Annotated in this window: 19 protein-coding genes; 9 read left to right on the top strand and 10 right to left on the bottom strand. The window is 43.7% G+C overall.

Features of this window, described 5'->3' with window-relative positions:
• Positions 1-226: 226 nt before the first annotated feature.
• The 8 genes from SPSPH_RS13220 (at position 227) to SPSPH_RS13185 (ending at position 8,761) form a co-directional block, all read left to right on the top strand.
• Positions 227-1,645, top strand: a complete 1,419-nt coding sequence (locus tag SPSPH_RS13220) for a putative bifunctional diguanylate cyclase/phosphodiesterase (RefSeq protein WP_075756717.1) — start codon at positions 227-229, stop codon at positions 1,643-1,645.
• A gap of 235 nt (positions 1,646-1,880) precedes the next feature.
• Positions 1,881-3,257: a sensor domain-containing diguanylate cyclase gene (locus SPSPH_RS13215; protein ID WP_083945619.1), complete on the top strand. Its 1,377-nt coding sequence runs from the start codon at positions 1,881-1,883 to the stop codon at positions 3,255-3,257.
• A gap of 493 nt (positions 3,258-3,750) precedes the next feature.
• Positions 3,751-4,554, top strand: a complete 804-nt coding sequence (locus SPSPH_RS13210; protein ID WP_075756718.1) for a penicillin-binding transpeptidase domain-containing protein — start codon at positions 3,751-3,753, stop codon at positions 4,552-4,554.
• A 270-nt stretch (positions 4,555-4,824) separates the two neighbouring features.
• Entirely contained in the window at positions 4,825-4,959 is a 135-nt protein-coding gene (locus tag SPSPH_RS13205) for a hypothetical protein (RefSeq protein WP_269147946.1), read from the top strand.
• A gap of 287 nt (positions 4,960-5,246) precedes the next feature.
• Complete coding sequence (locus tag SPSPH_RS13200) at positions 5,247-6,317, top strand: acyltransferase family protein (protein WP_075756719.1); 1,071 nt, start codon at positions 5,247-5,249, stop codon at positions 6,315-6,317.
• Entirely contained in the window at positions 6,314-6,913 is a 600-nt protein-coding gene (locus SPSPH_RS13195) for an alpha/beta hydrolase (protein ID WP_075756720.1), read from the top strand. Before SPSPH_RS13200 ends, SPSPH_RS13195 begins: the two co-directional genes overlap by 4 nt.
• 248 nt (positions 6,914-7,161) lie before the next feature.
• The gene (locus SPSPH_RS13190) at positions 7,162-8,151 is read left to right on the top strand and encodes a CobW family GTP-binding protein (protein WP_075756721.1); all 990 of its coding nucleotides are present in this window, start codon (positions 7,162-7,164) and stop codon (positions 8,149-8,151) included.
• A complete protein-coding gene (locus tag SPSPH_RS13185) occupies positions 8,135-8,761 on the top strand; it encodes a GTP-binding protein (RefSeq protein WP_075756722.1) in 627 nt (208 codons plus the stop codon). The genes SPSPH_RS13190 and SPSPH_RS13185 overlap by 17 nt, the downstream gene beginning before the upstream one ends.
• A gap of 130 nt (positions 8,762-8,891) precedes the next feature.
• On the opposite strand, the gene SPSPH_RS13180 is transcribed toward SPSPH_RS13185, so the two are convergent.
• The 10 genes from SPSPH_RS13180 to SPSPH_RS13135 all read right to left on the bottom strand — a co-directional run bounded on the left by SPSPH_RS13180 (position 8,892) and on the right by SPSPH_RS13135 (position 21,057).
• On the bottom strand, positions 8,892-10,316 hold the full coding sequence (locus tag SPSPH_RS13180; protein ID WP_075756723.1) for a Na+/H+ antiporter NhaC family protein: 1,425 nt from the start codon (positions 10,314-10,316) through the stop codon (positions 8,892-8,894).
• Positions 10,317-10,719: 403 nt separating this feature from the next.
• The gene (locus SPSPH_RS13175) at positions 10,720-11,853 is read right to left on the bottom strand and encodes a YibE/F family protein (RefSeq protein ID WP_075756724.1); all 1,134 of its coding nucleotides are present in this window, start codon (positions 11,851-11,853) and stop codon (positions 10,720-10,722) included.
• A gap of 99 nt (positions 11,854-11,952) precedes the next feature.
• Positions 11,953-13,434 carry an alkaline phosphatase gene (locus SPSPH_RS13170; RefSeq protein ID WP_083945620.1) on the bottom strand — a complete coding sequence of 494 codons (1,482 nt, stop codon included), beginning with the start codon at positions 13,432-13,434 and terminating at the stop codon, positions 11,953-11,955.
• 340 nt (positions 13,435-13,774) lie between these two features.
• Positions 13,775-14,677 carry a nickel/cobalt transporter gene (locus SPSPH_RS13165; RefSeq protein WP_075756725.1) on the bottom strand — a complete coding sequence of 301 codons (903 nt, stop codon included), beginning with the start codon at positions 14,675-14,677 and terminating at the stop codon, positions 13,775-13,777.
• A gap of 11 nt (positions 14,678-14,688) precedes the next feature.
• On the bottom strand, positions 14,689-15,234 hold the full coding sequence (locus SPSPH_RS13160) for a DUF1007 family protein (protein ID WP_075756726.1): 546 nt from the start codon (positions 15,232-15,234) through the stop codon (positions 14,689-14,691).
• Positions 15,235-15,638: 404 nt separating this feature from the next.
• A complete protein-coding gene (locus SPSPH_RS13155; RefSeq protein WP_075756727.1) occupies positions 15,639-16,703 on the bottom strand; it encodes an alpha/beta hydrolase in 1,065 nt (354 codons plus the stop codon).
• A gap of 148 nt (positions 16,704-16,851) precedes the next feature.
• Positions 16,852-17,373, bottom strand: a complete 522-nt coding sequence (locus SPSPH_RS13150) for a cyclophilin-like fold protein (protein ID WP_219930488.1) — start codon at positions 17,371-17,373, stop codon at positions 16,852-16,854.
• An 11-nt stretch (positions 17,374-17,384) separates the two neighbouring features.
• The gene (locus SPSPH_RS13145) at positions 17,385-17,924 is read right to left on the bottom strand and encodes a flavodoxin family protein (protein WP_075756728.1); all 540 of its coding nucleotides are present in this window, start codon (positions 17,922-17,924) and stop codon (positions 17,385-17,387) included.
• A gap of 25 nt (positions 17,925-17,949) precedes the next feature.
• The gene (locus SPSPH_RS13140; RefSeq protein WP_422397035.1) at positions 17,950-19,080 is read right to left on the bottom strand and encodes an MFS transporter; all 1,131 of its coding nucleotides are present in this window, start codon (positions 19,078-19,080) and stop codon (positions 17,950-17,952) included.
• Positions 19,081-19,728: 648 nt separating this feature from the next.
• Positions 19,729-21,057 carry an IS30 family transposase gene (locus SPSPH_RS13135; RefSeq protein ID WP_075756731.1) on the bottom strand — a complete coding sequence of 443 codons (1,329 nt, stop codon included), beginning with the start codon at positions 21,055-21,057 and terminating at the stop codon, positions 19,729-19,731.
• Between the two features lie 211 nt (positions 21,058-21,268).
• On the opposite strand from SPSPH_RS13135, the gene SPSPH_RS13130 reads away from it, so the two are divergent.
• Positions 21,269-22,402 (top strand): DUF362 domain-containing protein, encoded by a 1,134-nt coding sequence (locus tag SPSPH_RS13130; RefSeq protein WP_075756732.1) that lies wholly within the window; start codon positions 21,269-21,271, stop codon positions 22,400-22,402.
• Positions 22,403-22,499 lie beyond the last annotated feature (97 nt).

Genomic DNA, 22,499 nt, shown 5'->3' with positions numbered 1-22,499 from the left:
CCAGCAGCCCGAGGGTTAAATTGGAATATAATATTAACACTGGAAATCGACTCTTTGAAATTCCTAAGCCTTTGCCGATTATGGTAGTAGAGCCAAATATGGCACTATATATCAGCGTGAACCAGGAAATACAGATATATTCCGCCGATTCGTAACAAATGAAGAGCTACACGTTATAGCATAGACAGTATTGCGACACGTACCAAGGAGTAAGGAGAAATGTAAGGTGGAGAACATACAGGAAAAGCACAAGGCAGCAGTAGGGTACAAAGTTGAGAAAAATCAGACCATCGACTTTCTGACAAACCTGCCCAATCGCTACGCTTTTGTGCGAGAGATGGAAAAAGCGTTATATGAAGCGGAAACCGAATGTTTCGGTTATGTTATTCTCGTTGATATTGCAGACTTTAGGGCGATTAATCAAGGATATGGATATGAAACCGGAGATGATCTGATCATTGCTCTCGCGCAGTTTCTTATACACAATTTTTCTGCTGAAAACTATTCCATATATCGCATGAACAGCGATGATTTCATCGTGCTGTGTCATAACCCGGATCATCCCGGACAGCTCAATCAGGATATAGAGGCCATCATCAAGCGATTCCAGTTTTTGTGGGCAATTCAAGGCAGGGCCATTTACTGTTCCGTCAACATCGCGGCCGTCTATTATCCTGTCGACGGAAAATCAACCGAGGATATTTTTCGTAACCTGGATAGTGCCCTTTATCAGGCCAAAGAGAACGGGAAAAATGGATTTACGATTTATTGCGAGGAAATTGAAAATGTTTCCCATATTGTTTTGAAGAACCGGGAAATTGAGAAAATGCTCCGCATTGCGGTAAAAGAGAATTTTGAGGGGCTGGTGGTCCACTACCAGCCGATCTACAGTTCTGTTGCAAATAGTATGATTGCCTCGGAAGCCCTCCTGCGTTATATCACAGAAGAAGGGAGAATGATTTCGCCCGCTCAGTTTATTCCGATTGCGGAAAGGTCCGGCTTGATCATACCCATTGGCGAATTTGTATTGAGATCTTCCGCCCAGTTCTGTAAGGAAATGATTGAGGCTGGGAATCCAGATTTCCGTGTCTCAGTGAATGTGTCCATTCACCAATGGAAAATGCCCGGTTTTGATGAAGCAGTTATGCGGATTCTGGACGAGGTGAATGTCCCCTGTAAAAACATTGTCCTGGAAATTACGGAGGGGATGGCCGCAACCAACATCAATCGGATTTACGATGCCTGTAGGAAGCTGCGTGAGCAGGGCGTGAAAATTGCCCTGGATGATTTCGGAACCGGTTATTCTTCTCTGAATATGATACGCACCATGCCTATCGACCTTATAAAAATAGATCAGACATTTACAAACGACGTAGCGACGGACGAGTACACGCATCTGTTTATGCGGTTGATCACGATGCTGGGGCACCAGTTGGGAATCGCCGTCTGCGTGGAAGGCGTGGAGGAAGAGGATCAACTGGCAAGCTGCAAAGACATGGGGGTAGATTACATTCAGGGGTATCTGTATCACAAGCCGGTTCCAGCTTATGTGCTGATGGAAATGATACACAAAGAGCGAGGGCTAAACCTGGTACATATCTCCGATGATAGAAAGGGCTTAAAACGGAAGAAAAAAAGCAGGTAGGTTTTGGGAGATAAAAAAGAACTGAGAGAACCCTGCTTTTGACAAACGCTCAGTTGGAGCTTACTCATCAGGTTCTAAGTGCTCAAATGCGTAAATTGCAGGAGCTGTTTCTGCAATTTACGCGGCTTGAAATCACGGATTATAGCGAGGGGAACTATTTCAAACAATCCAAGCAGGGTCCAAACGCCGCTGAATGAGGATGTGGTGCATCTGAGGAAAGGAGGGGATTATCCTATTGAACAATACATGGAAGCTTAAAAAAATATCCAAACGGATAGTGTTGATGTTTTTTCTTACCGTAACGCTTTGTTCGACCATCATCATTATTTCGGTCAACAACCGGTACAGCGCAGACAAAATACTAATGGATCAACTGATACAGGAAAAGAGCAACCAGGTAAATACGGTGATAACGAGGCTATTGTATAAAACGGAAACTCTTTCGGCCTTGGTTGTTCAGGCTGATGGTAACACTCAAAATTTTGATAAAGTTGCGGCTATCATTTTTGACAGTCCTGCGCTTGTAAACGTCTTGCTTGCTCCAGACGGGATAGTGCGCGACGTATATCCACAAAAAGGAAACGAAGGCGTGATTGGTTATAACCTGTTTGGCGAAGGAGAAGGTAACATTGAAGCGACCATGGCAAAGGAAAGCGGAAATCTCGTATTCGGCGGTCCATTTAATCTCATGCAGGGCGGTCAAGCTTTGGTGGGCAGGCTGCCAGTCTATTTGGATGAACCTGATGGCAATAAACGTTTTTGGGGACTTGTATCCGTTACATTGGGATACCCCCAATTATTGGACGAGGTTCGTTTAAGCGAGTTTGAATCAGCGGGTTTTTTGTATGAAATATGGAGAATCAGTGCCGACACGAACGACAAGCAAATCATCGCCAAGAGCGCAGGAAGCATCGGTGAACATATCCATTATATTGAGAAATATGTGCCTATTCTGAATGCACAATGGTATTTTCGTATTGCGCCGGCTCGTCAATGGTATGATTATCCAGAAATATGGTTAATGATTATTGCGGGAATCAGTATTAGTTTTTTAGTAGCACTTACCTCGCAACAAAACGTAGAATTAAAACTGATGGGTACTGAATTGGAAAATATGTCAAGGATTGATGCAGTAACTCAGGTTTATAATAGACGCTACTTTATGGATATTGCTGCTATACAAGCGCAAAGATCAATGAGACTGAAAAATAGCTGTTTCATTGTCATGATGGACATTGATTACTTCAAAAAAGTAAACGATACATACGGACATACAGCAGGAGATAAAGTTTTAGAAACCGTTGCGCAAAGGATGAAACATTTAACCAGGCCCTATGATTTAATTGGCCGATATGGCGGCGAAGAATTTATCATGCTTATTTCGGATTTAGATAAACAAGCTTTGTTAAATGTTGTAGAGCGCATTCGGCTCAGTATAAGCGAAAACCCGATGGAAATTGAGGGGAACTATATAAACATTTCTGCAAGCTTTGGAGTTGCTGATGTCACGACGTTAAATGATCTTGATAATGGAATAAAGCTTGCCGATTCGGCACTATATACTGCCAAAGAAAGTGGAAGAAATGCAGTGATTTTTTACAAAGACGAATAGGAGTCGGTTGGTCCTTTCAACTGTAGACAAAAGGCCCTTCATTGTTTGCCCAGGCGGAAATCTGGCACAAGGATGATAAGACTGCATCACCTTTTCGGCTATGTATTTCTATTTTCAACATAATAGTTAGACGCTTGACAAAGGAAAAGTATACAAATTAGATAGGATGAGTCGGTTATTAGACAAATGCTGCAAAACGAAAAGCTCACCGGGGAAATGCTGTCGTTAGTTTGCCTATGGACCCTTGATTTATAAGGGCTATAGGCTTTTATATTTACGGGAAAGAAAACACATCAGACCAGGATTTGGCAAAGGTGCCGGCTGCTCTGCGTAAGCGGTCCTGCTTGCTCGCGTCAGTAAGGAGGTGCACCGCCACGGCGCCTGAACCCGCGCCGCCGACTGTACTCCTAACGCGTAACCCCTCTTCAACTAGTAGAATATACCAGGAAGTGCTATACTGAGCTTAATTAGCAAATTTGGGGAGGCATTTAGAGTGAAAAAGATATTTCTGGCGTTAATGATTACGGCGTTCTTTTTTATGAGTGGTGTAGCCAGTGTGGATGCGGCTGATTTCGTGGAGCGCCGCGACTTTGAAAAGTATGCTTCAGGCTTTACCGGTACGTTTATCCTGTATGATGAAGTGCAAGACCAATACACCGTGTTTAACCAAGTGCAAAGCACAGTCCGCTTATCCCCGTGTTCCACCTTCAAAATTTACAATTCCTTGATTGGCCTGGAAACGGGTGTCTTGGATATGGAAGATGTATACACCTTGTTTCCCTGGAATGGCAAGCAATATTCCTTTCCCTCCTGGAACCGTGACCAAACCCTTGCATCAGCCACGCGAGATTCTGTTGTCTGGTATTTCCAGGAGCTCGCCTCCCGTATTGGCGAACAAAGAATGCAGGAATATCTGGATAAGATTGAATATGGCAATCGGGATATTTCCGGCGGACTGACTACCTTCTGGCTACGTTCCTCGCTTCAAATTTCAGCGCGTGAGCAAGTGGAGCTATTACGTAAATTGTATGCTGGCGAATTGCCCTTTTTACCGGAACATATTGAGGTTGTCAAGAGAAATATCACGGTATCGGACAACAAGGAGATACGCTTGCTGGGCAAGACCGGATCGGGTTTTGAAGATGGAAAATGGGAGTTGGGCTGGTTTGTCGGTTGTGTGGAAAAACCAGAAAACCGGTATTTCTTTGCAATCAATATTCAAGCGCCCGATGGTGCAACCGGTGGTAAGGCCAGGGAAATCGCCAAAGCTATTTTAAGAGACCTGGAAATTTTATAATGCCCATATCAGAGTTAACATGGCGATTCAGCCCGTGAACCAGGCGGGGTCTGGGTTCAAGGGATGTGGGAAAAAATGGTTTATGTTTTTTCCGCAGACAAAGGAAGAAACCATCAGGTTAGAATCTTAAAAATACAATATGGTAATACCTTGTCAATCGCGAAAGAGTTATTACACAGCATTTGAGCAAGTTAGAAAAACATTCGTAAGGGTTTGGTCTTCGCCCATGATATGCTTTTTGCCCATCGGGGACTTGCCCAGAATTTCAGCATGGAAGGAATTACGAACGAAACCGATACCGCCAAACGTATTTATCCACCAGAGCATCCCTATTTAGAAAACACCATTGCGTCAATGGAAGCCGAAATTATGGACCGGGCAAATGCAGCCGAACAGCAGATCTGATATTACGAACCCCTGTCCGTACATTCTCTTCCCACCAACCGTCGAATACTGCTAGAGCAGGCGGAATATATTGCCATCCGCTCAAAATCAGTAAAGAAGAAAGCAATTGAGATAAACTCTAAGCCAATAAACGCCCTTTTATGAGCGGGCAAAAGTATTCAAAAGCCAAGGTGATATAAGAGGAGGCCGACTTAGCCGAGTGGTTACTATTGCATTGAACCGGGATGTGGGAAAAAGTATATGTTTCCTGACGAAAAACTAGAAACCATAAGGGAGGAAGAGAAATAATGTCCGGCAATACCGCTCTGCCAAGGAAAAAATACTTTGATAATATCCGTTCCGCAACAATTGTACTTGTGATCATTTATCATGTGATTTATATTTTTAACAGCGCGGGGGTTGTCAGCAATATTCCCATACAGGGAATCCAGGCGCTGGACAGTATATGTTATTTTCTTTATCCCTGGTTCATGTGCCTGCTGTTTGTGGTTGCCGGCATCAGCGCCAGGTATTCCCTGCTGACACGCAGCACCAGGCAATTTGCGCGGGAAAGGGTGCAAAAACTGATCGTTCCGTATTTAGGCGGCGCGTTTTTACTCGGCTGGCTCAACGGATGGGTCACGGCGCATTATGTGGATATGTTCGGCGGGCATGTGGTTCCGGGTTTTGTAAAATATCTGGTGTATAGCCTGAATATAGGCCCGCTGTGGTTTCTGTTGGAGCTGTTCGTGATTTCCATGATTTTGCTGCTTATCCGCAGGATTGACCGCCGGGACAGGCTTTGGACACTGGCGGGGAAAGCCGGCCTGCCGCTTATCATTTTGCTCGTCCTGCCGGTATGGGGTTCTTCGTTTGTGCTCAATCTACCTGTTGTCGTTGTCTTCCGCAACGGAATTTACTGGCTGATGTTCCTGCTCGGTTACTATGTATTTTCCCATGACACCGTTTTGGCGAAGCTTAAGCAACACGCCGTTCTTTTCTTCATCATTGCTGTCGGGTTAGGAATCGTTGAAGTCTGGTATTTCTTCGGGCAGAACTATGCATCCGATGCCTGCCTGCAGCATCCGTTCACAAACCTGTACCTGTGGATGATGATCCTCGCTGTTCTGGGATGTGCGCAGAGGTGGCTTGATTTCAGCAATTCCTTAACAAAGTATCTGCAAAAACGCAGTTTCGCGCTTTATGTGTTCCATTATCCGCTTCTGGTCACGGCGGCGTATTGGATCACGACTTATGCCGAGCTGCCCATGGCGGTAGTTTATCTGATTTTGCTGCCGTTCACTTTCGTTGCGACTATACTCTTCTATGAAATCATCAGTAGAATACCGGTCATCCGCTATCTTTTATTGGGAATATGAGGGCCCACTATGGCCGCATTTTCAAAGGCCATCAGCGCGGGCTGCACAGAGCTTCAACCAGTGACTACCCAGTGATTAACATTGATGTGCGGGGCCATGGAAATTCAAGACCCACAAGTGAATTTAGCGTGAAACTGGCGGCAGAGGATATTCATACCATCATAAATTCAGAAAAGCCTGGGCAATATTTACTGTGCGGGCTGTCCATGGGTGCCTTTGTCGTACAGGAATACGCCTTCCTTTTCGGGGGGGGGGCCGTTGGTTATATGCTGACAGGGGTTACGCCGTTATTCATACCTTACCCCAAGTGGGAAAAGATGCTGCTCGCATACTCCGGGGTAATGATGAAGTATCTTTACACCTGGAAGGGGCTGAAAAAAGCTATGGCCAAAGGCAGCACCTATACAAAACTGGCGTTGCTGCGTGTTACGCAGATGTTTGAGGAAATAGACCGGCAGGAGTTTCTAATTTCGTGGAAGGGTTTTACAACCTGCCTGCATGAAGAATCGTTCCAGTTCGACGCGCCTTTTCTGGTTGTTGCCGGTGAGCAGGATACGCGAGGAACCAAGGTATTACAGGAGGAACATGGCGATTAATCTCGGCTTTGTGACCGGGTTGTTAAACACAGATGGTTTCCGTATCGATTGACCGTGTGCCGTTAATTAGAGTTAAAGTGATACAATCCTTCTGAAACTAGATCAGGATGTGTACGGCTAGAATAGCAGCTTTTTGTTTAAAGGTCATTTGTTTTAGTCATAATTAGCAAGCTTTGGAAATAACATTAAATAAGAATGATACTATTTAGTATTTTTCTTATTTAATGTTATTTTTTAGGAGGAAAACCATGGGGCATAAAATACCATTAGATATTGTATCAGGATTTTTAGGAGCTGGTAAAACGACTTTGATATTAAAAATGTTAAAGGAACGTAAAGGGAATGAAAAAATATTCATTTTGGAAAATGAATATGGGAAGGCGGGCATTGACGGGAGTTTGCTGTCCGGCAACAAAGCCGAAATCAAAGAAATTTATTCCGGATGCATATGCTGCTCATTAAAAGGTGAATTTACACAGGTTTTAAAGCAGGCTATTTCTAGCATAAAGCCAGGGAGAATTTTGATTGAGCCAACCGGCATCGGCAAGTTGTCCGAGATATTGCAAATTGTCCAACAACCTTGCTTTCACGGAACGATCGTTACTGACCATGTGATAACCGTAGTGGATGTACACGAAGTACATAATTATTTGAAAAATTTTGGTGAGTTTTATAAAGACCAAATTTATCATGCCAAAATCATAGTGCTTAGCAAAACTCAGGAATTTCCATATCCTAAAATTCAAGAAATCGTAAATTTGATTCGGGAACATAATTCAACGGCTAAGATAGTAACCAGTCCCTGGGATCAGTTAGATATCCAGGAGATTTTACAAGAAGACAAACCATATGAGAAACTAAGCAAGAACGAGGATGTTATTTCCCCTAAAAAACTGAATTACACCAGAAAACAACCTGCATCTTCCCGAACTTGCCATCACCATTCAGGAGCGGATATATTCGATAATGTTTCATGGAAAGGGCTGCGCGTTTTTTCTATTTCCTCGCTAAATGCCGTGCTCTCGGCTGTTAGCACAGGACAATATGGTAAGATTTTGCGGGCCAAGGGGATCGTTGCCGGAAAAAAAGAATGGATTCATTTTGAGTATGTGAATGGACAATGGAAATGCAGTACTACGGAACCATTAAAGCTCGGCCAAGCGGTGTTCATAGGGCAAAATTTGCTTTCTGAGAAACTATTGGAGCTGGTTGAAGGGGCCAATGCCAAAAGTTGTTGATATTGTTCAGGGCTTTATTGGATCGGGAAAAACTTCACTGATAAACAGTCTTATTGAAAACGTTTTTCCGAATGAGAGCATTCTTGTTGTTTTAACTGAGTGGGGGAACACTCAGGTGGTCCAAATGGATTCACGGATTACGACGTACTCATGGAATTATGAAAAAGGGTTTTCTCCGGACGCAGTGCGGCAAATTGTTAGAACTGGATCCTACCAAAGGATAATCTTTGAGGTAAATAGACTGGCTACGGGGAATGAGCTCATTGATGTTTTACTGCAGCTAGCCCATGAGGGCCATATTTGTCTGGGCGCAAAGATGGCGGTTTTTGACGGGAGAAAACATGATCTATTAGGTGAATCTCTAAAAGATATTCTTTATCAAGCCGCAGTAACTAGTGATGGCTTTTGGATCAATCATGCCAATAAGAATATATGTAAGTGGTTGGCCTCAATTAACCCAGGGGCTCATCAAAGCACTGGAGATGACTTAACTAAGTGGTACGATCAAGTTGCAAACGCGGGACCTAAAAGTAGCATAAAGGAGCTTGCCTTATGTATTATTGTCCCTGTGGTAGTGTATTTAATTATTTACCTGTTAATCTTTAAATAAAAAGCAACTGTTGGCCTCCATGATAAATGTTAAATAAGATTACTATTAAGTATAAAAAAACAAGAATTGCTCGAAAGCGCATCTTGTTTTTTTATTATATTAGGAGGAGATTGCACTTGTGACAAGCTGGTCATAATAGATAGCCAGCGATCAGATAACCGCCTGCTGAAACAATAAATGCGAGCATTCCATAAGGAACACAGTAGCGTATATGATCGATCACGGGAATATCGATCGTGCTCGCCACTAAGATAGGGTCTTCCCCCAAAGGAGATATGTTGTCACCCACAGAACCACCGGCCATAACGGAGCCAAGTATTAACGGTAGATTAACGTCAGCGGCAACTGCGGTTGACAGTGCAACCGGTAAGAAGAGAGCCCACGTTGCCCATGAAGAACCGATAAAATACGATGTGATCCCCGTTGCCAAAAAGAATAAAACAGGTAGAAGTTGGCGGGGTAAATAAGAGTTAAACAAATTAGAGGCGATATCATAAAACTCCAAGTCGCGGGACACCAGAATCATTGCCCAGGCCAGGCTGATGATAATGATTGGCGGCAGCATTTCCACGCCGCCGGCAAAAAAGGCTTTTTGCAGCGACTTTGCCGGGACTTTTTGCATCAGATACAATAAAATAGTCAGGCTGAGGGTGATTATTGTGGCGTTTAAGACGGCCAGTTCGTAGTCGGCAAATATCAGGGCTTGACTTAAGGAGGTGCCTCCCCGGCTAACGCCGGAACGCCATACCAGGTAAAACAGGGCCGAAATCATAATCAGGAGTGGCAGGACGAGATTGAAAAGACGCGGTGGGAGTTTTTCTTCAAAGGTATGCTGATGCTCGGCTTCGCCTTGAGTATGTTTACCTTGTTCCGACAGCATTGGTTTATAGGCGGGTCGAAAAAGTTGCAGCGGTTTAATCTCCGTAAAAGTCAGCATTCCGCTGAAAAGAACCATAATGATGGAATAAAAATTATAGGGGATAGCCTGAAGATACAGTGTATAAGGGCTGGTGTTCACATTTAATTGCAGCAGCATTGGCAATAGCAACCCCAAAATATAGCCAATATACGTAGTGGCAAACGGAATCAGCGGGATTAGCTGGGACGAGCTGTTGATGATGAAGGCCAGCCGGTCTTTTGAACCGTTGGTTCTTTCCAAGACGGCCTTGGAAATAATGCCGCTGGAAATTATGCGAAAACAACAGTCGAGGAAGGTGAGGGGAGTTATCAGCCAAACGCTGAGGTAGGCGCTCCGCTCGGATTGCAGTCGTTTTTCTGCAAGTCTGGCAAAGGCTGAAATTCCTCCGCCTAGCTTGAATATTTCCGACAGAGCACCAAACCCGAATAAAAAGACCAGAATAATGGCATTGGATTCATCCGTAATAGCGCCGGTAATATATGAACTAAATAAGTCAAGTGCTTCCAACAGACTGTTGTCGGATCTTAAAAACGCCCCGATCATTAGTCCAATGATAATTGAAGGGATGATCCATCTAGTTAAAATGGCAAAAACTATAATGAATAAAAAAGGCATAAGGCTTAGGATAATTTCCATATAGTGCCCCCTAAATAAGAATATTCCTAGTTTGTACCAGACTATAGAAAACAATGTACAGACCTAGGTGAGGTGTACATGAAAAAATCCTGGGGTCTCAAACTATATGACTTTTATTGGCATACTGGTTTTTTAACCTAGTAATCGCGGTTTGTCGGTGTCAATAAGCTTAGAGTTATATGAATTTACATAAAACAAAAGCGACATACCAGGCTTTTTTAGCTGGTATGTCACTTTTGTTACTGGCCAGCAGGCAGTCATTTGCCTGTTTTTTTTATTGCCTCAGCCGTAAAGATGTGCCAACATGTTTGCATAACATGTTGGATTCGGCCTAAAAGGTGTATATTGAGCAAGTGGATAGAATAGCTGCGAGGGAGGGGCTGGCTTGCTCGAACCTCAATTTTTAAATTTCAGCTCCGGTGTCACCATGATGGACCAGCAGCCAACCAGATAGTAACGCAGTAAATGGAGCAACAAGCACGACTCCAAGGCTGCCGACAAGAGTGTGGAGAACCTCTGCTGCAATATAAGTCAGATTTAAAATGTTTATGACCGGTGTTCCTTGAGCCAGGAATACCATCATCAATGCAGTAAATGATCCGGAATACGCCAATAGCAATGTTGTCGTCATGGTTCCGACTACTGCCCGGCCCACATTCATACCTGAAGCAACAGCTTCTTTACGGGTAATATCCGGTCTTTTTTCTACCAGCTCGGCAACCGAGACAGCAATATCCACAGCCACATCCATCATTGCGCCTGAAGAGGCCAGGAATATTCCGGCTAAGAAAACCTTTGTTAAGTCGATTTGACTAAAACCTACATGGAGCAGTGTCTCCGCATAGGGAACTACCGCACCGTGTACCTTAAACAGTTTGCCGAATATGACGGCCATAATACATGCGGTAATTGCGCCGCTCATCGTGCCAAGAAAAGCGGCGAGCCCTTGCCGTGTAAGTCCGGTGACAAGAAAGATAACACAAGCGACAATTGCGCACACAGCAAGCAGTGAAACAATAATTGGGTCCCAGCCTTTTAAAAACAGTGGCCACAGTACTTTCCACAGTACTAAGATGGTAAAGATAAATGACAATAATGATTTTACGCCCGTCCAGCCGGCATACCAAAATAGCAAAAATGCAAACAACGCAAACAGGATTGCCTCAATATCCAGACGGTAATGATCAAGAAGATTGGCAGCTTCAATTTGTCCGGACTGTCCTTTTATTACCACTAAGGCTGTATCACCTGCTTGAAAGATTTTGTCAAGTTCAAGTTTGCCAAGCAGGGGATTGGTAGTTTCAATCTGCTGATCACGAAACGGTCCGTTGACTACTACCAATTGTACTACCTGTACTCCGGTTTTGACTACGCCGCGCTGATGGACATTGGCATTATCCACTGCCAGTACTCTGGCTTTACTGCGGACGTAATCGTCATTCTGATCAGGAAAACCGGTGGGGAGAAAATACAGGAGCATGGAAAGGATTGTTACCACTAAAACTAAAGTTTTATCGCGCGCAGTTTGCTGTATCATGGCAAGTTCCTTTCTGACCTATTATACAGATAAGAGTAGAGCGGAACAATCTTCCGCTCTACCTTACCTAATGTGAGAGTTGAATATTTTAAACTGTTATTACTGGAATTTAACACCCATAATACTCATCATTTTTTTTGCAATATCTGTATTGTCATAGTATCCCTGGAACATTTCTCCACCAGTGCCTTGAGCAAAAACCGGAATCGCAACGCCCGTGTGGGCATAAGTCGTCCAGCCAATGCCGGCTTTTTGGTTAAGAATATGGGTCACGGTCATCGAGAATGGTTCATAGCCGCCATATAAGAGATAACTTTTTTCGTCTTTGGTGCGTTTTTTTGCGTCCAGCATGCTTTGAGCAAGGGCATCGGCTAAGCGCTGCTGATCATAGGCAGTCAATTCGGTCAGTCCAAAATCCTTAGCGAGAATCGGCAGCCAATCTTGAAGGTTTGCGCCGTTTTCGCCAACAATTCCGCGATAGGCTTTGATTTTCTTGTCAAGTTCTTCGAAAGACATGGTTTGCTTGTTGATTTTATTATAAAAGGTTTCATATTTTGTACCGGAGAAACCTACAGACATACCACCTGTTTCATGGTCACCGGTAACGACAATAAGCGTTTCATTTGGATGTTTCGCATAGAACTTAAGAGCTTCAGCAATGGCATTGTCAAAAGCCATTACATCCCGGATGGTTGTTGCAGCATCATTGGCATGGCAAGCCCAGTCCACTTTACCGCCTTCGACCATCATAAAAAAGCCGTTAGGGTTATCTAGCAGCTCAATCCCTTTTTTAGTAAAGTCTGCTAACGACAATTGGTGGGTGCGGTCGATTTCATATTGCATAGCCTCCTCGTTTGCCAAGCCAGGCTGAATAGCAATTACTTTACCATCATTGCGGCTGAGATTCATAATCTCATTTTGATTATTGACTACCTTATATCCTTTTTGTTTAGCGATCTCCAACGCATCCGGGCGGTCTTTCTTCTTTCCGGTAGGTGCTAATAAGCCGCCGCCGGCAAAATAATCGAAACCGCTGTCGCTCATTGATAATGCAATTTCGTAAAAGTTATTGCGACTGGCTTCATGAGCATAGAATACGGCAGGAGTTGCATGGTCGAGAGATACACTGGAAACAATGCCAACTTTCATGCCTTTTTCTTTCGCCATTTCAGCCATTGATTTATATTTTATTTTGTTGGCAGGATCTACACCTAGCACGTCGTTGGCTGTTTTGTGCCCACTTGCCAGAGCGGTGCCGGCAGCTGCAGAGTCAGTGATGAAACTGCTGGTAGAGTGGGTTGTCTGCATCCCCTGGTGGGGAAAAACAGTAAAACTCAGTTTTTCTTTGTACATAGGGTCACTGCTGGAAAGAGTACCTTTGAAAATTTCAGTTGAATTAATCTGCGGCATCGCCATACCATCACCAATGAAATAAAATACGTACTTTGCTTTTTTCCCATAGTAGCCATTCTCTTCACCGGCAACTGCAGATGTAGGATTGGGTACTGCAAAACTTACCATTGCTACAACGAGAGCACCAACAACTGCAGCCAGGAAATACCAGCTCTTTTTCTTACTCACTTCAACAATTCCTCCTTACAATTTTTAAATATGTACAAATTCATTATCAAGTAAAAAACGCAGTTTATTGTTATCTTAATATTAAAATTGGGTTAATTTTACATACGGAGAAGAAATGAAGAACTTGTATCGTGCATTGTCAGCCTGTTCTGAATAAAGTAAACGGGGGTGTATCAATGTTATTGAGACACCCCCGTTCTTATTAACTGCGTATCAACAAGCGCTTCTAGAGAACTGAAGAGGGATGAGGAGGGAAAACATCAGCATCAATAGTAGAGCCAAGCAAAAGTCTTGTATCCGGTGATACACCGGATACAAGACTTTTGCTTGGCTCGTAATGTTATAACAGGGAATAGAGTATAGCCGACCCAATCGTAACCAGGAAGATTCCTCCGATTGCAGGAAAGACGTGGGTGACCACATGGTGAAATCCGGAAAGCTTTTTTGGCGTTATTTTTTCTTTACACGACCATACCAGAAAAGCAATGGTGATAAGACTTATTCCCATACCGGCAGCGAAAGAAAGGACTAGTAAGAGCCCCTGCCAAATGAGACCTAACGTCAGGCAGAATATTAGCACTACACTTGTAACGGGGCAAGGTACAACCCCAATAGAGAGAGCAACAACAGATGGACTTTCCCAGGGGCTGGGCAATGCTTGTCCCAGATCAGACCGGCTTTGGCTGAAACGTCCATGAACCAGGCGAATCAGCATTGCCAAACCCATCCCAATTATCAGGATGGCTGCAGCGATTTGCAAATAGACATTTAACTTTTGTGTACTTACTGTTGCAAATTTGCCCAATAGTACGTAAGTGCCACCCACGATCAGAGTGGCCGATAGTGCATGCGCGGCAGCGGCCAAGCCCGAAACAAAGATCACCGTACTTAATTTTCGCTGCTGTGCAATAATCCAGCTCGAAATAATGGATTTGCCATGACCAGGGCCGATAGCATGAACAATACCGTAGATAAAGGACATGAATAAAAGGGAAACAAGCAGCAACGGATCTTCTTGCTGTTTTAGTTCCTTTATTTTCATGGCAATATCTTTATTTAAACTCTGTTGTAACTTGGTAAGCTGAACAAGCAAGGCGTTATGCTGGAATACATCGCTTACTTGCTGTGAAATTGTGTCGACGTGCGGTTTGGCTTCCGCCTGGGAGAATAACGCAGGCGTTGCAATGACCAGGCAATAGATAAAAAAAACCAGTAAAAGAATAGAGGTTATTCGTAGTTTCATAATTTCTCATGCTACCATGACAGTAAAATTTTATCAATATAGTTTTCAGTCTGCTTTTCCAACACAGGAATGGCTCCATTTTGGGCAAGAACCTGAAAATTTCCTCTTTGTATATCGAAATCATTATAGTTTGTAGGATCGCTAAAACCAAGTTTCATTGTATTCCCGACCGTTTGGTTTATGTTGAGCGTGAATCGACAGCGTAAAACTTCATCGATAAATTCCGCTGTAAAACCAGTCGGAACTAAATTATCAATGATTCTCCCATCTATTTCGACATAGGCATAATATCCGGTTCGAGCCGTTTGACCGCCATTTGCCAGCAATTGTGTTTCGGGAAAGACTAGATTCCATATTTCTGTAGTGTTAGAACCAACACTTTCTAAAAACAGTGATGAAGACATAGCATCAAACTCCCATTCCACATTGATCTGTGAAACAAAATGATCATTTGTGATCAACGTTGCTTTCGGGGTAATGAACACGTGTGGGTGGGCTTGGGCGTGAGGAGTAATGAATAAGATTGTAAAAAAAACAGCAATTAGCCATGCTTTCAATAAAGTAGTCTCCAATCAATCGTTTTTTTATAAATCTGTCAGCTAATAAATAGGAATGTTACTATTTAAAAATTATACGCTAATAGTTTAGAACTGACAATATAAGAAAATACCAATTCAATTAAGTACTCGGCACAAATTGTATCGAACTATTCAAGTTAAAAGAAATTACCAAATACGTTGACGCATTTCCACAATGCGGAACATATTTTCTGGCATTGTGGAAATGGAGGTAGATACTCGGCAAAACCTTGTAAGGGTATGATGGCATGGGATAATTGAAGGACAAATGAAAAGAAAATACATCCCGTTAACAGGTATTAGTAAATTTATGTATCTTAGTGAACTGAATAGATGAATAAACAGGCACGCCGGAATTTATCCGGCGTGCCTGTTTATTCATCTTATTTCAGATACTGGGAAAAGAAGGAGGTAAGCTTATCAAAGGGGATAAGATTCACCCGGTCGTACAAATCTACATGACCTGCGCCAGGAACATAATATAATTCTTTGGGCTCAGCCGCACGCTTGTAAGCATCTTCGCTGAACTCCTTGGAATGGGCCTGATCGCCGGTGATGAACAGCATCGGACGGGGAGAAATGGTTTCTATGTCATTGAACGGATAGAAATTCATGAATTTGATGTTGCTGGTCAGTGTGGGGTGTGTCGTGAGTTTAGGTGACGAGCCTTTGGGAGTGAACTCACCCCTTGGGGTGCGGTAGAAATCAAAAAACTCTCGCTGGATGGGGTGGGTGTCTTCGTTCAGTTCATGCACAGTGCCGCTGGTGTATTTGGTTTCACCGCCTTTGAATTCCACATAGCGCTGCTCGGCTGCTTCGGCGATGATAGCTCTGCGCTGTTCAAGGGTTAAAGAATGGTTAAGAGCATTACGGTTGGCAGAACCCATATCATACATGCTGACTGTGGCAATGGCTTTCATGCGCGGGTCGATCTTGGCTGCGCTGATAGCGAAGCTGCCACTGCCGCAGATCCCGATAACACCAATTCGCTCTTTGTCAACAAACGGCTGGGTGCCCAGGAAGTCTACCGCAGCACTGAAATCTTCGGCATAGATGTCTGGCGAAACAACATTGCGAGGCTGTCCCGCACTTTCTCCCCAGAAAGACAAGTCCAAGGACAAAGTAACGAAACCTTGTTCAGCCATTTTCGTGGCATATAGATTGGCGCTTTGTTCTTTTACTGCACCCATGGGATGGCCGACAATGATTGTAGGATTTTTGGTGTTCTTACTCATAGCCTTAGGAATAAAAAGATTCCCTGCAACCTTCATATTGTATTGGTTTTTAAATGTAACTTTTTGCACAGTCACCTTGTCGCTTTTGTAAAAGTTATCTGCGCCATTTAACATGTCTGCAGCAGCTGCAATGCCAATGCTGGCAGTGGATAAAACCAAGCCCAGTGTCATTGCTGTGAGCATTTTGAACCCACGAGTAATCATTTTTTTCATTTTTATAGGACCCCTTTCCACGTTTTTGTGATTGTAATTATGCTTTTCTGAATTACATAATTTTTTACAAAAGGTATGTACAGGCATTCCCCCCTTTCAAGACAAACCTTTGCTTGTCTATATAAAATATATCTACTAAGTCTGGCATCTACGGTGCGCTAAAAGTTACCTGTACACTCCCACTGCCAAGCGCAGCCGCTAACCCGTTGGCATCTTCAACATACCCAAGCCTTGTATAGCTGTACGAAGTGGAAAAATTCTTATAGAACAGCACCAAACAGTCAGAACCATAGAGCATTAAATCACCGGTTTTGATACTTCCTCCTTGCTCGCTATTGGTAGGAAATTTTTCCGGAAAAAAGTAGAATTTTTCATTGCCATTCAGTTCGTCCATGTTCAAGGTCAGGGGCAGCTTCGCCGTGAGCGCCCGTGTAGAATCATTGTCATATAGGGTTGCTCTAAAATTTTTATTACCAACCCGTATAGTTATAGTCCGCATGGTATTACCTTTTGCTTGTGAAGTCTGCCCGGAGGGCAGCGGGTTTTTCAATATGCCCGGTTCTGGCGGAGGAGAAGAGGGCGCTAAAGGAGTGGTTGAACAGCCAGCCAAAGCAATCACACATAGAATGGAAAGCAATATAGATATTGTTTTTTCATTTCCTTCAGCCACTCCTTTACAGATTAAAGTGCCGTTCCTAATACATAGGCTTCCTGGAGAGCCGGTTTTTCGGCAATATCCCCGACATCTGTTACTCCGATGCTGCGCACAACACCTTTTAAGCTTGTTTTTGCAAAGCAATCAATCCAACCCGTGAGGCCCTTAATGGCACCGTCCATTGCACTTTCTTCATCCTCCGCCGCAGTTGCCAGCAAATAGATATCACGGAAAGCATAGTCGGCGGGGAATAGCGGATTGGAGCGATCCAGCATGGTTTTCATCTGCCCGCTCATTTCGTAAAAATAAATGGGTGTGGCAAAGGCAATGACCTCAGCGGTCAGCATTTTTTGTGCGATGATGTCGGCATCGTCATGGATGACACAACGCTGTGTTTTTTGGCAAGCAAAGCAGCCGATGCAAAAGCCAATAGTTTTATCATGCAGGCAAACTATCTCTACCTTGTGTCCTGCTGCTTCGGCACCGTTGGCAAACTCCTTTGCCAAGGTTTCAGAATTGCCGCCCTTACGGGGGCTTGTTGAAATAATCAAAACTTTTTTACTCACTGTTTTTCCTCCCATATCTTTATTGTTAACCGGCAAGCGGTTTTGCAGAACTCATGTGGACTTTTAGGAAGCTGAATACAGCGCCTACCAGTAAAAATAGAAGTCCCCCCAACAAGATGTATTGCATACCCATTTCTGATATGAATAATCCGCATACCGCCGCGCCAATGGTTGTTCCTAAGTTAACGGCTGTTAAAAATAAGCCGTTAGCAAAATCTGGAGCCTCCGGTGCTGCCGACATAATCAAATATTGTGTAACATTGGCGTTTATACCGGCTAAAATTCCCCAAACCAGGATAATTACGCCCATAGGCAGAGCGGTGAACGTCCCCATTAATAACAGGATGTAAACTGCTCCCAAGGCTAAAGGAATGAGCATTATCGTTTTCGCAGCACGTTTTACGAGCAGCTTTCCGGCGATAATATTACCAATAATATTTGAGCTGCCATATATTAGCAGCAGCAAACTAATGATATTCCAGGAAAGTTTCGTAACACTTTCAAGATACCCGGCAAGATAACTAAACACCCCAAATACTGCACCATTCATCAAAAGGGCAGCGGCGATGGAAACCCAGGTAATTGATTTTCTTAAAACACGCACTTGTTCTCCGTAAGAGAGTCTTTCGTGAACAGGCATAGACGGTACAAAAATAAGGGTAGCAATGAATGCTACAGCATTCACAGCCGCAAAGAATAACATCGCCATTCCCAAGGAAGTTGTACTGGCAATAAAGCTGCTGACCGGCACTCCCAGCACCATACCTGCTGATACGCCAATAAACACCTTGGAAACAGCTTTAGGAGCTTCTTCTTTATTGACTGACGCAGCAGCTACCGTAAAAGCCAAGGAAACATAGATTGGGTGAAAAAAGGCCGGAACCACGCGGGCAATTACTGCGATGGTAAAATCCGATGTAAATATTGAGACGGTGTTGCCTATAAGGAAGCCCCCCAACGCAAGCAGCATTACCTGTTTCCGGTTTATACCGGAAAACAACAACGGCAAAGTTGGGCCAGATATGGCAACCGCAAGGGCAAAGAGACTCACCAGGAGTCCTGCCTGGGATATACTGACATAAAAATGTTCAGCAACCAAAGGCAATACCCCAATAATCCCCATCTCAGTATTCAAAATACTGAAAACTCCTAACATCAGTATCATTATCAGTAAATTATTTTGCTTATCCACAGCATATATATATCCAATTCTGTTATAAATTTGATGCGATCACTCCTTTTGATTTATTATAGGTTGGCAGAATATAAATAACAAATACCTATAAAGAATACACTTCTATAGTTTTTAGGAATGGATTAAGATTGTATACTCTTACTAAGAACTATTGGGGGCGGATTTATGGAGCTCAGAGTTTTACGATATTTTTTGACGGCGGCAAGAGAAGAAATAATCTGATTTACAATGCCGCACTTATCATTTTTCCCGTAAGGATAATTGAGCTGCTCTATGAAGCGAAAAGTGACCAGCAGATTGGCGAAGAGCTATATAAACATTTGGGAATCTTATTCTCAGTATCTTGCCAGTTTCGGAAAGAACTATTTACTGATGGTTAAATGAAAAGGTAACTTCAAGAATCGATCAAAGCATTGAGAATGCAAGGCTAAGGTCAATTCAGTTTATTTACGAAAGAGAAAAAAATCTGGTATAATGCCATTAAAGAGATTAATTTTCCTGTTTTTACACAGGGAAAACAGACATCTGAAACAGCGTGCAAAACTCAGTTCCACATGTCGTTTTCGTGCAAGACTAAATTCGGCAGTGGATTTTCCTGTATGATGAGTGTTATTTTAAGAGTGAGGGTTTTAGAGTAACCTCGTCCGGAGGAATTGCAACTAGTTTCAGAAGTTCATGCAATTTTGGATTTAACAGCAAAAGAGACAGCCTGAACGGAGTGCAACCGTTCAGGCTGTCTCTTGCTTCACTGTTGATGTGGTTCATTAAACGAGTAGCATCACGCTGGTTATAAGTATCTAGGCTTTGCCCTTTGGGAATGACATAGCGCAGGTATTCATGGTTCTTCTCAAGCATCCCTTTCTGCCAGGAACTGTTTGGATTACAGTAAAAGATGCTTGTCCGACTTACGCCGTGACGATCGCATTCTAAGCGTTGCGGATTTTGAAACTCAGTTCCGTTGTCGGTAAGGATGAGCGGGAAAAGTTCCTGAAAGATTTGGATCCCCAGCTTTTCTGAAAGGGTATCAAAGACTTCGATGACGCATTCCTGCGTTTTTTCTGGGATAACAAAGATAAGCATCAGGGAACAGTTCCGGAAAAATAAAGTTAAAAAAGCCTGCTTACTATTCCCGCGTCCGCCCTCCACAGTGTCCATCTCGACCACCAGAGAAGAAGGAGCTTTTTTCAATAGGGCACAGAAATCGTCATACGTACGGTTGATGCAGAATTCTCTGGCCGAGAGGCTCACTCGGGTTGCTTTCTTCCGTTCTTTGCATTGATAACGGACGCGGCGTCTTAAATCAATATTTCTTGCGGTAAAGACTCCTTGATCGATGTAATTGTAAAGTGTTCTGCGGCAGCAAGGAATCTCATGTCCGTGATGGGCATAAATGTGAGCCAGAGATTGCCCTTGCTTTAATAAAGGTGAAATGAGGTCATTGAGCAGGGCGATGTCGGCCGGAGACTGGTTAATTCCACTGCGGCAGGAAACCAGAAGATCCTGGGCTGCTTCATCTGCCTGCTGAGCGGAATAGAAGGCATGCTGAAGCGAGCAGCGTTTAACCTTAGAGCAAGCATTACAGACATAAGGTGCTTTCTGGATTTTAGAGCAGACGGTAGCTGCGTAATCGGGGCAGATTTCATGACAATCAGCCTCACGCGAGGGATCATAACAGGTCTTGCAGAGTTTAACACAGTCCTTTTTGTCACAGAGAAAACGAAGCTGACAGCTTTTTTTAAAAAGGCAGGGAAGCTTTTTGGCAGAACATTCCCTCTCGGGAAAGTAGCGGTATTTTTTGATTTCCTTAGCCACAGTACTGGGATGTTTAGTGATTTTTCTAGCAATAGAAGCTAGAGATTCACCGTCCAATAACCCTTTCTCAATCTTAATGCGATGGGTGGTTGTCAAATGTTTGCCATCATAATTAGTTTTAGCCATAATGACCTCCTAGCTTGAGGAGGAATCCACTGCCTATTCATTGTACCAAAAAGTAGTGCAAGACTAACATCATGAAACACGAATTTACCCTTACAATCATGAAGTTACCTTTTCATTTTACGAACTATTTACTGATAAAAGCTTGACATGGAGTTAACACTAGGGATTAAAATAATGCATGAGAAGAAAGTAGCAAAAGGAGCAAATTAAAATGGAAAAAGCACAGGTTTATTTTACCGATTTCCGTACAGTGGCTTTCGGAGACGGACTGCCTGCCAAACTAAAAAAGCTAATCAAGCAAGCCGGTATCGGACAAATTGATATGGAGGGCAAGTTTGCCGCTATCAAGCTGCATTTTGGCGAGCTGGGCAATATCAGCTATCTTCGTCCCAATTATGCCAAGGCCGTGGCAGACGTAGTAAAGGAGTTGGGCGGCAAGCCATTTTTGACTGACTGCAACACTATGTACCCTGGCAAACGAAAAAATGCCCTGGAGCATTTGGAATGTGCATGGGAAAATGGGTTTACTCCGCTGACAGTAGGCTGTCCTATTCTGATCGGAGACGGGCTGAAAGGCACTGATGATGTCGCGGTACCTGTTGTGGGGGGAGAATACGTGAAGGAGGCCAAAATTGGCCGGGCCGTTATGGATGCAGATGTGTTCATCAGCCTGACCCATTTCAAGGGCCATGAGATGACCGGTTTTGGCGGTGCGATTAAAAACATTGGCATGGGCAGCGGCTCCCGCGCCGGAAAAACCGAACAGCACAGCAGCGGCAAACCCTACATAAAAGAGGATTTGTGCCGGGGCTGCAATAAATGTCATAAGGAGTGTGCCAACTCAGGTCTGCTGTTTGACACCTCCAGCAAAAAGATGACAGTTAATCCAGAAAACTGTGTTGGCTGTGCCCGCTGCCTGGGGTCGTGTAATTTTGATGCCATCAGGTTCAATCTCGACAATGCCAACGAACTCTTAAACTGCCGCATGGCAGAGTATACTAAGGCGGTAGTGGACGGACGTCCTTGCTTCCATATTTCTTTGGTGGTGGATGTGTCTCCCAATTGCGATTGCCACGGGGAGAACGATGCACCGATTCTGCCTAATCTGGGGATGTTTGCCTCTTTTGACCCGCTGGCATTGGATCAAGCCTGTGTAGATGCTTGTCTGAAGTCTGAACCGCTTCCGGGTAGCCAATTGAGCGATAACATAACAAAACCAGGCTTTGTTGACCGGCATAACCATTTCAATAACTCTTCACCTGAGTCCGAATGGCGTACCTGTTTGGAGCATGCGGAGAAAATCGGTTTGGGTACTCGGGACTATGAGCTGATTGTTGTTAAGTGAATTGAATATATAAAAAAACAAACAGGCACACGGGAATTTGTCCTGCGTGCCTTTCAACCCGCGAAGTTCGCGGGTTTTTTGATGACAATAGCGATTG

The sequence above is a fragment of the Sporomusa sphaeroides DSM 2875 genome (assembly GCF_001941975.2).
GTDB lineage: Bacteria > Bacillota > Negativicutes > Sporomusales > Sporomusaceae > Sporomusa > Sporomusa sphaeroides.
This window is presented reverse-complemented; position numbering and strand designations above follow the sequence as displayed.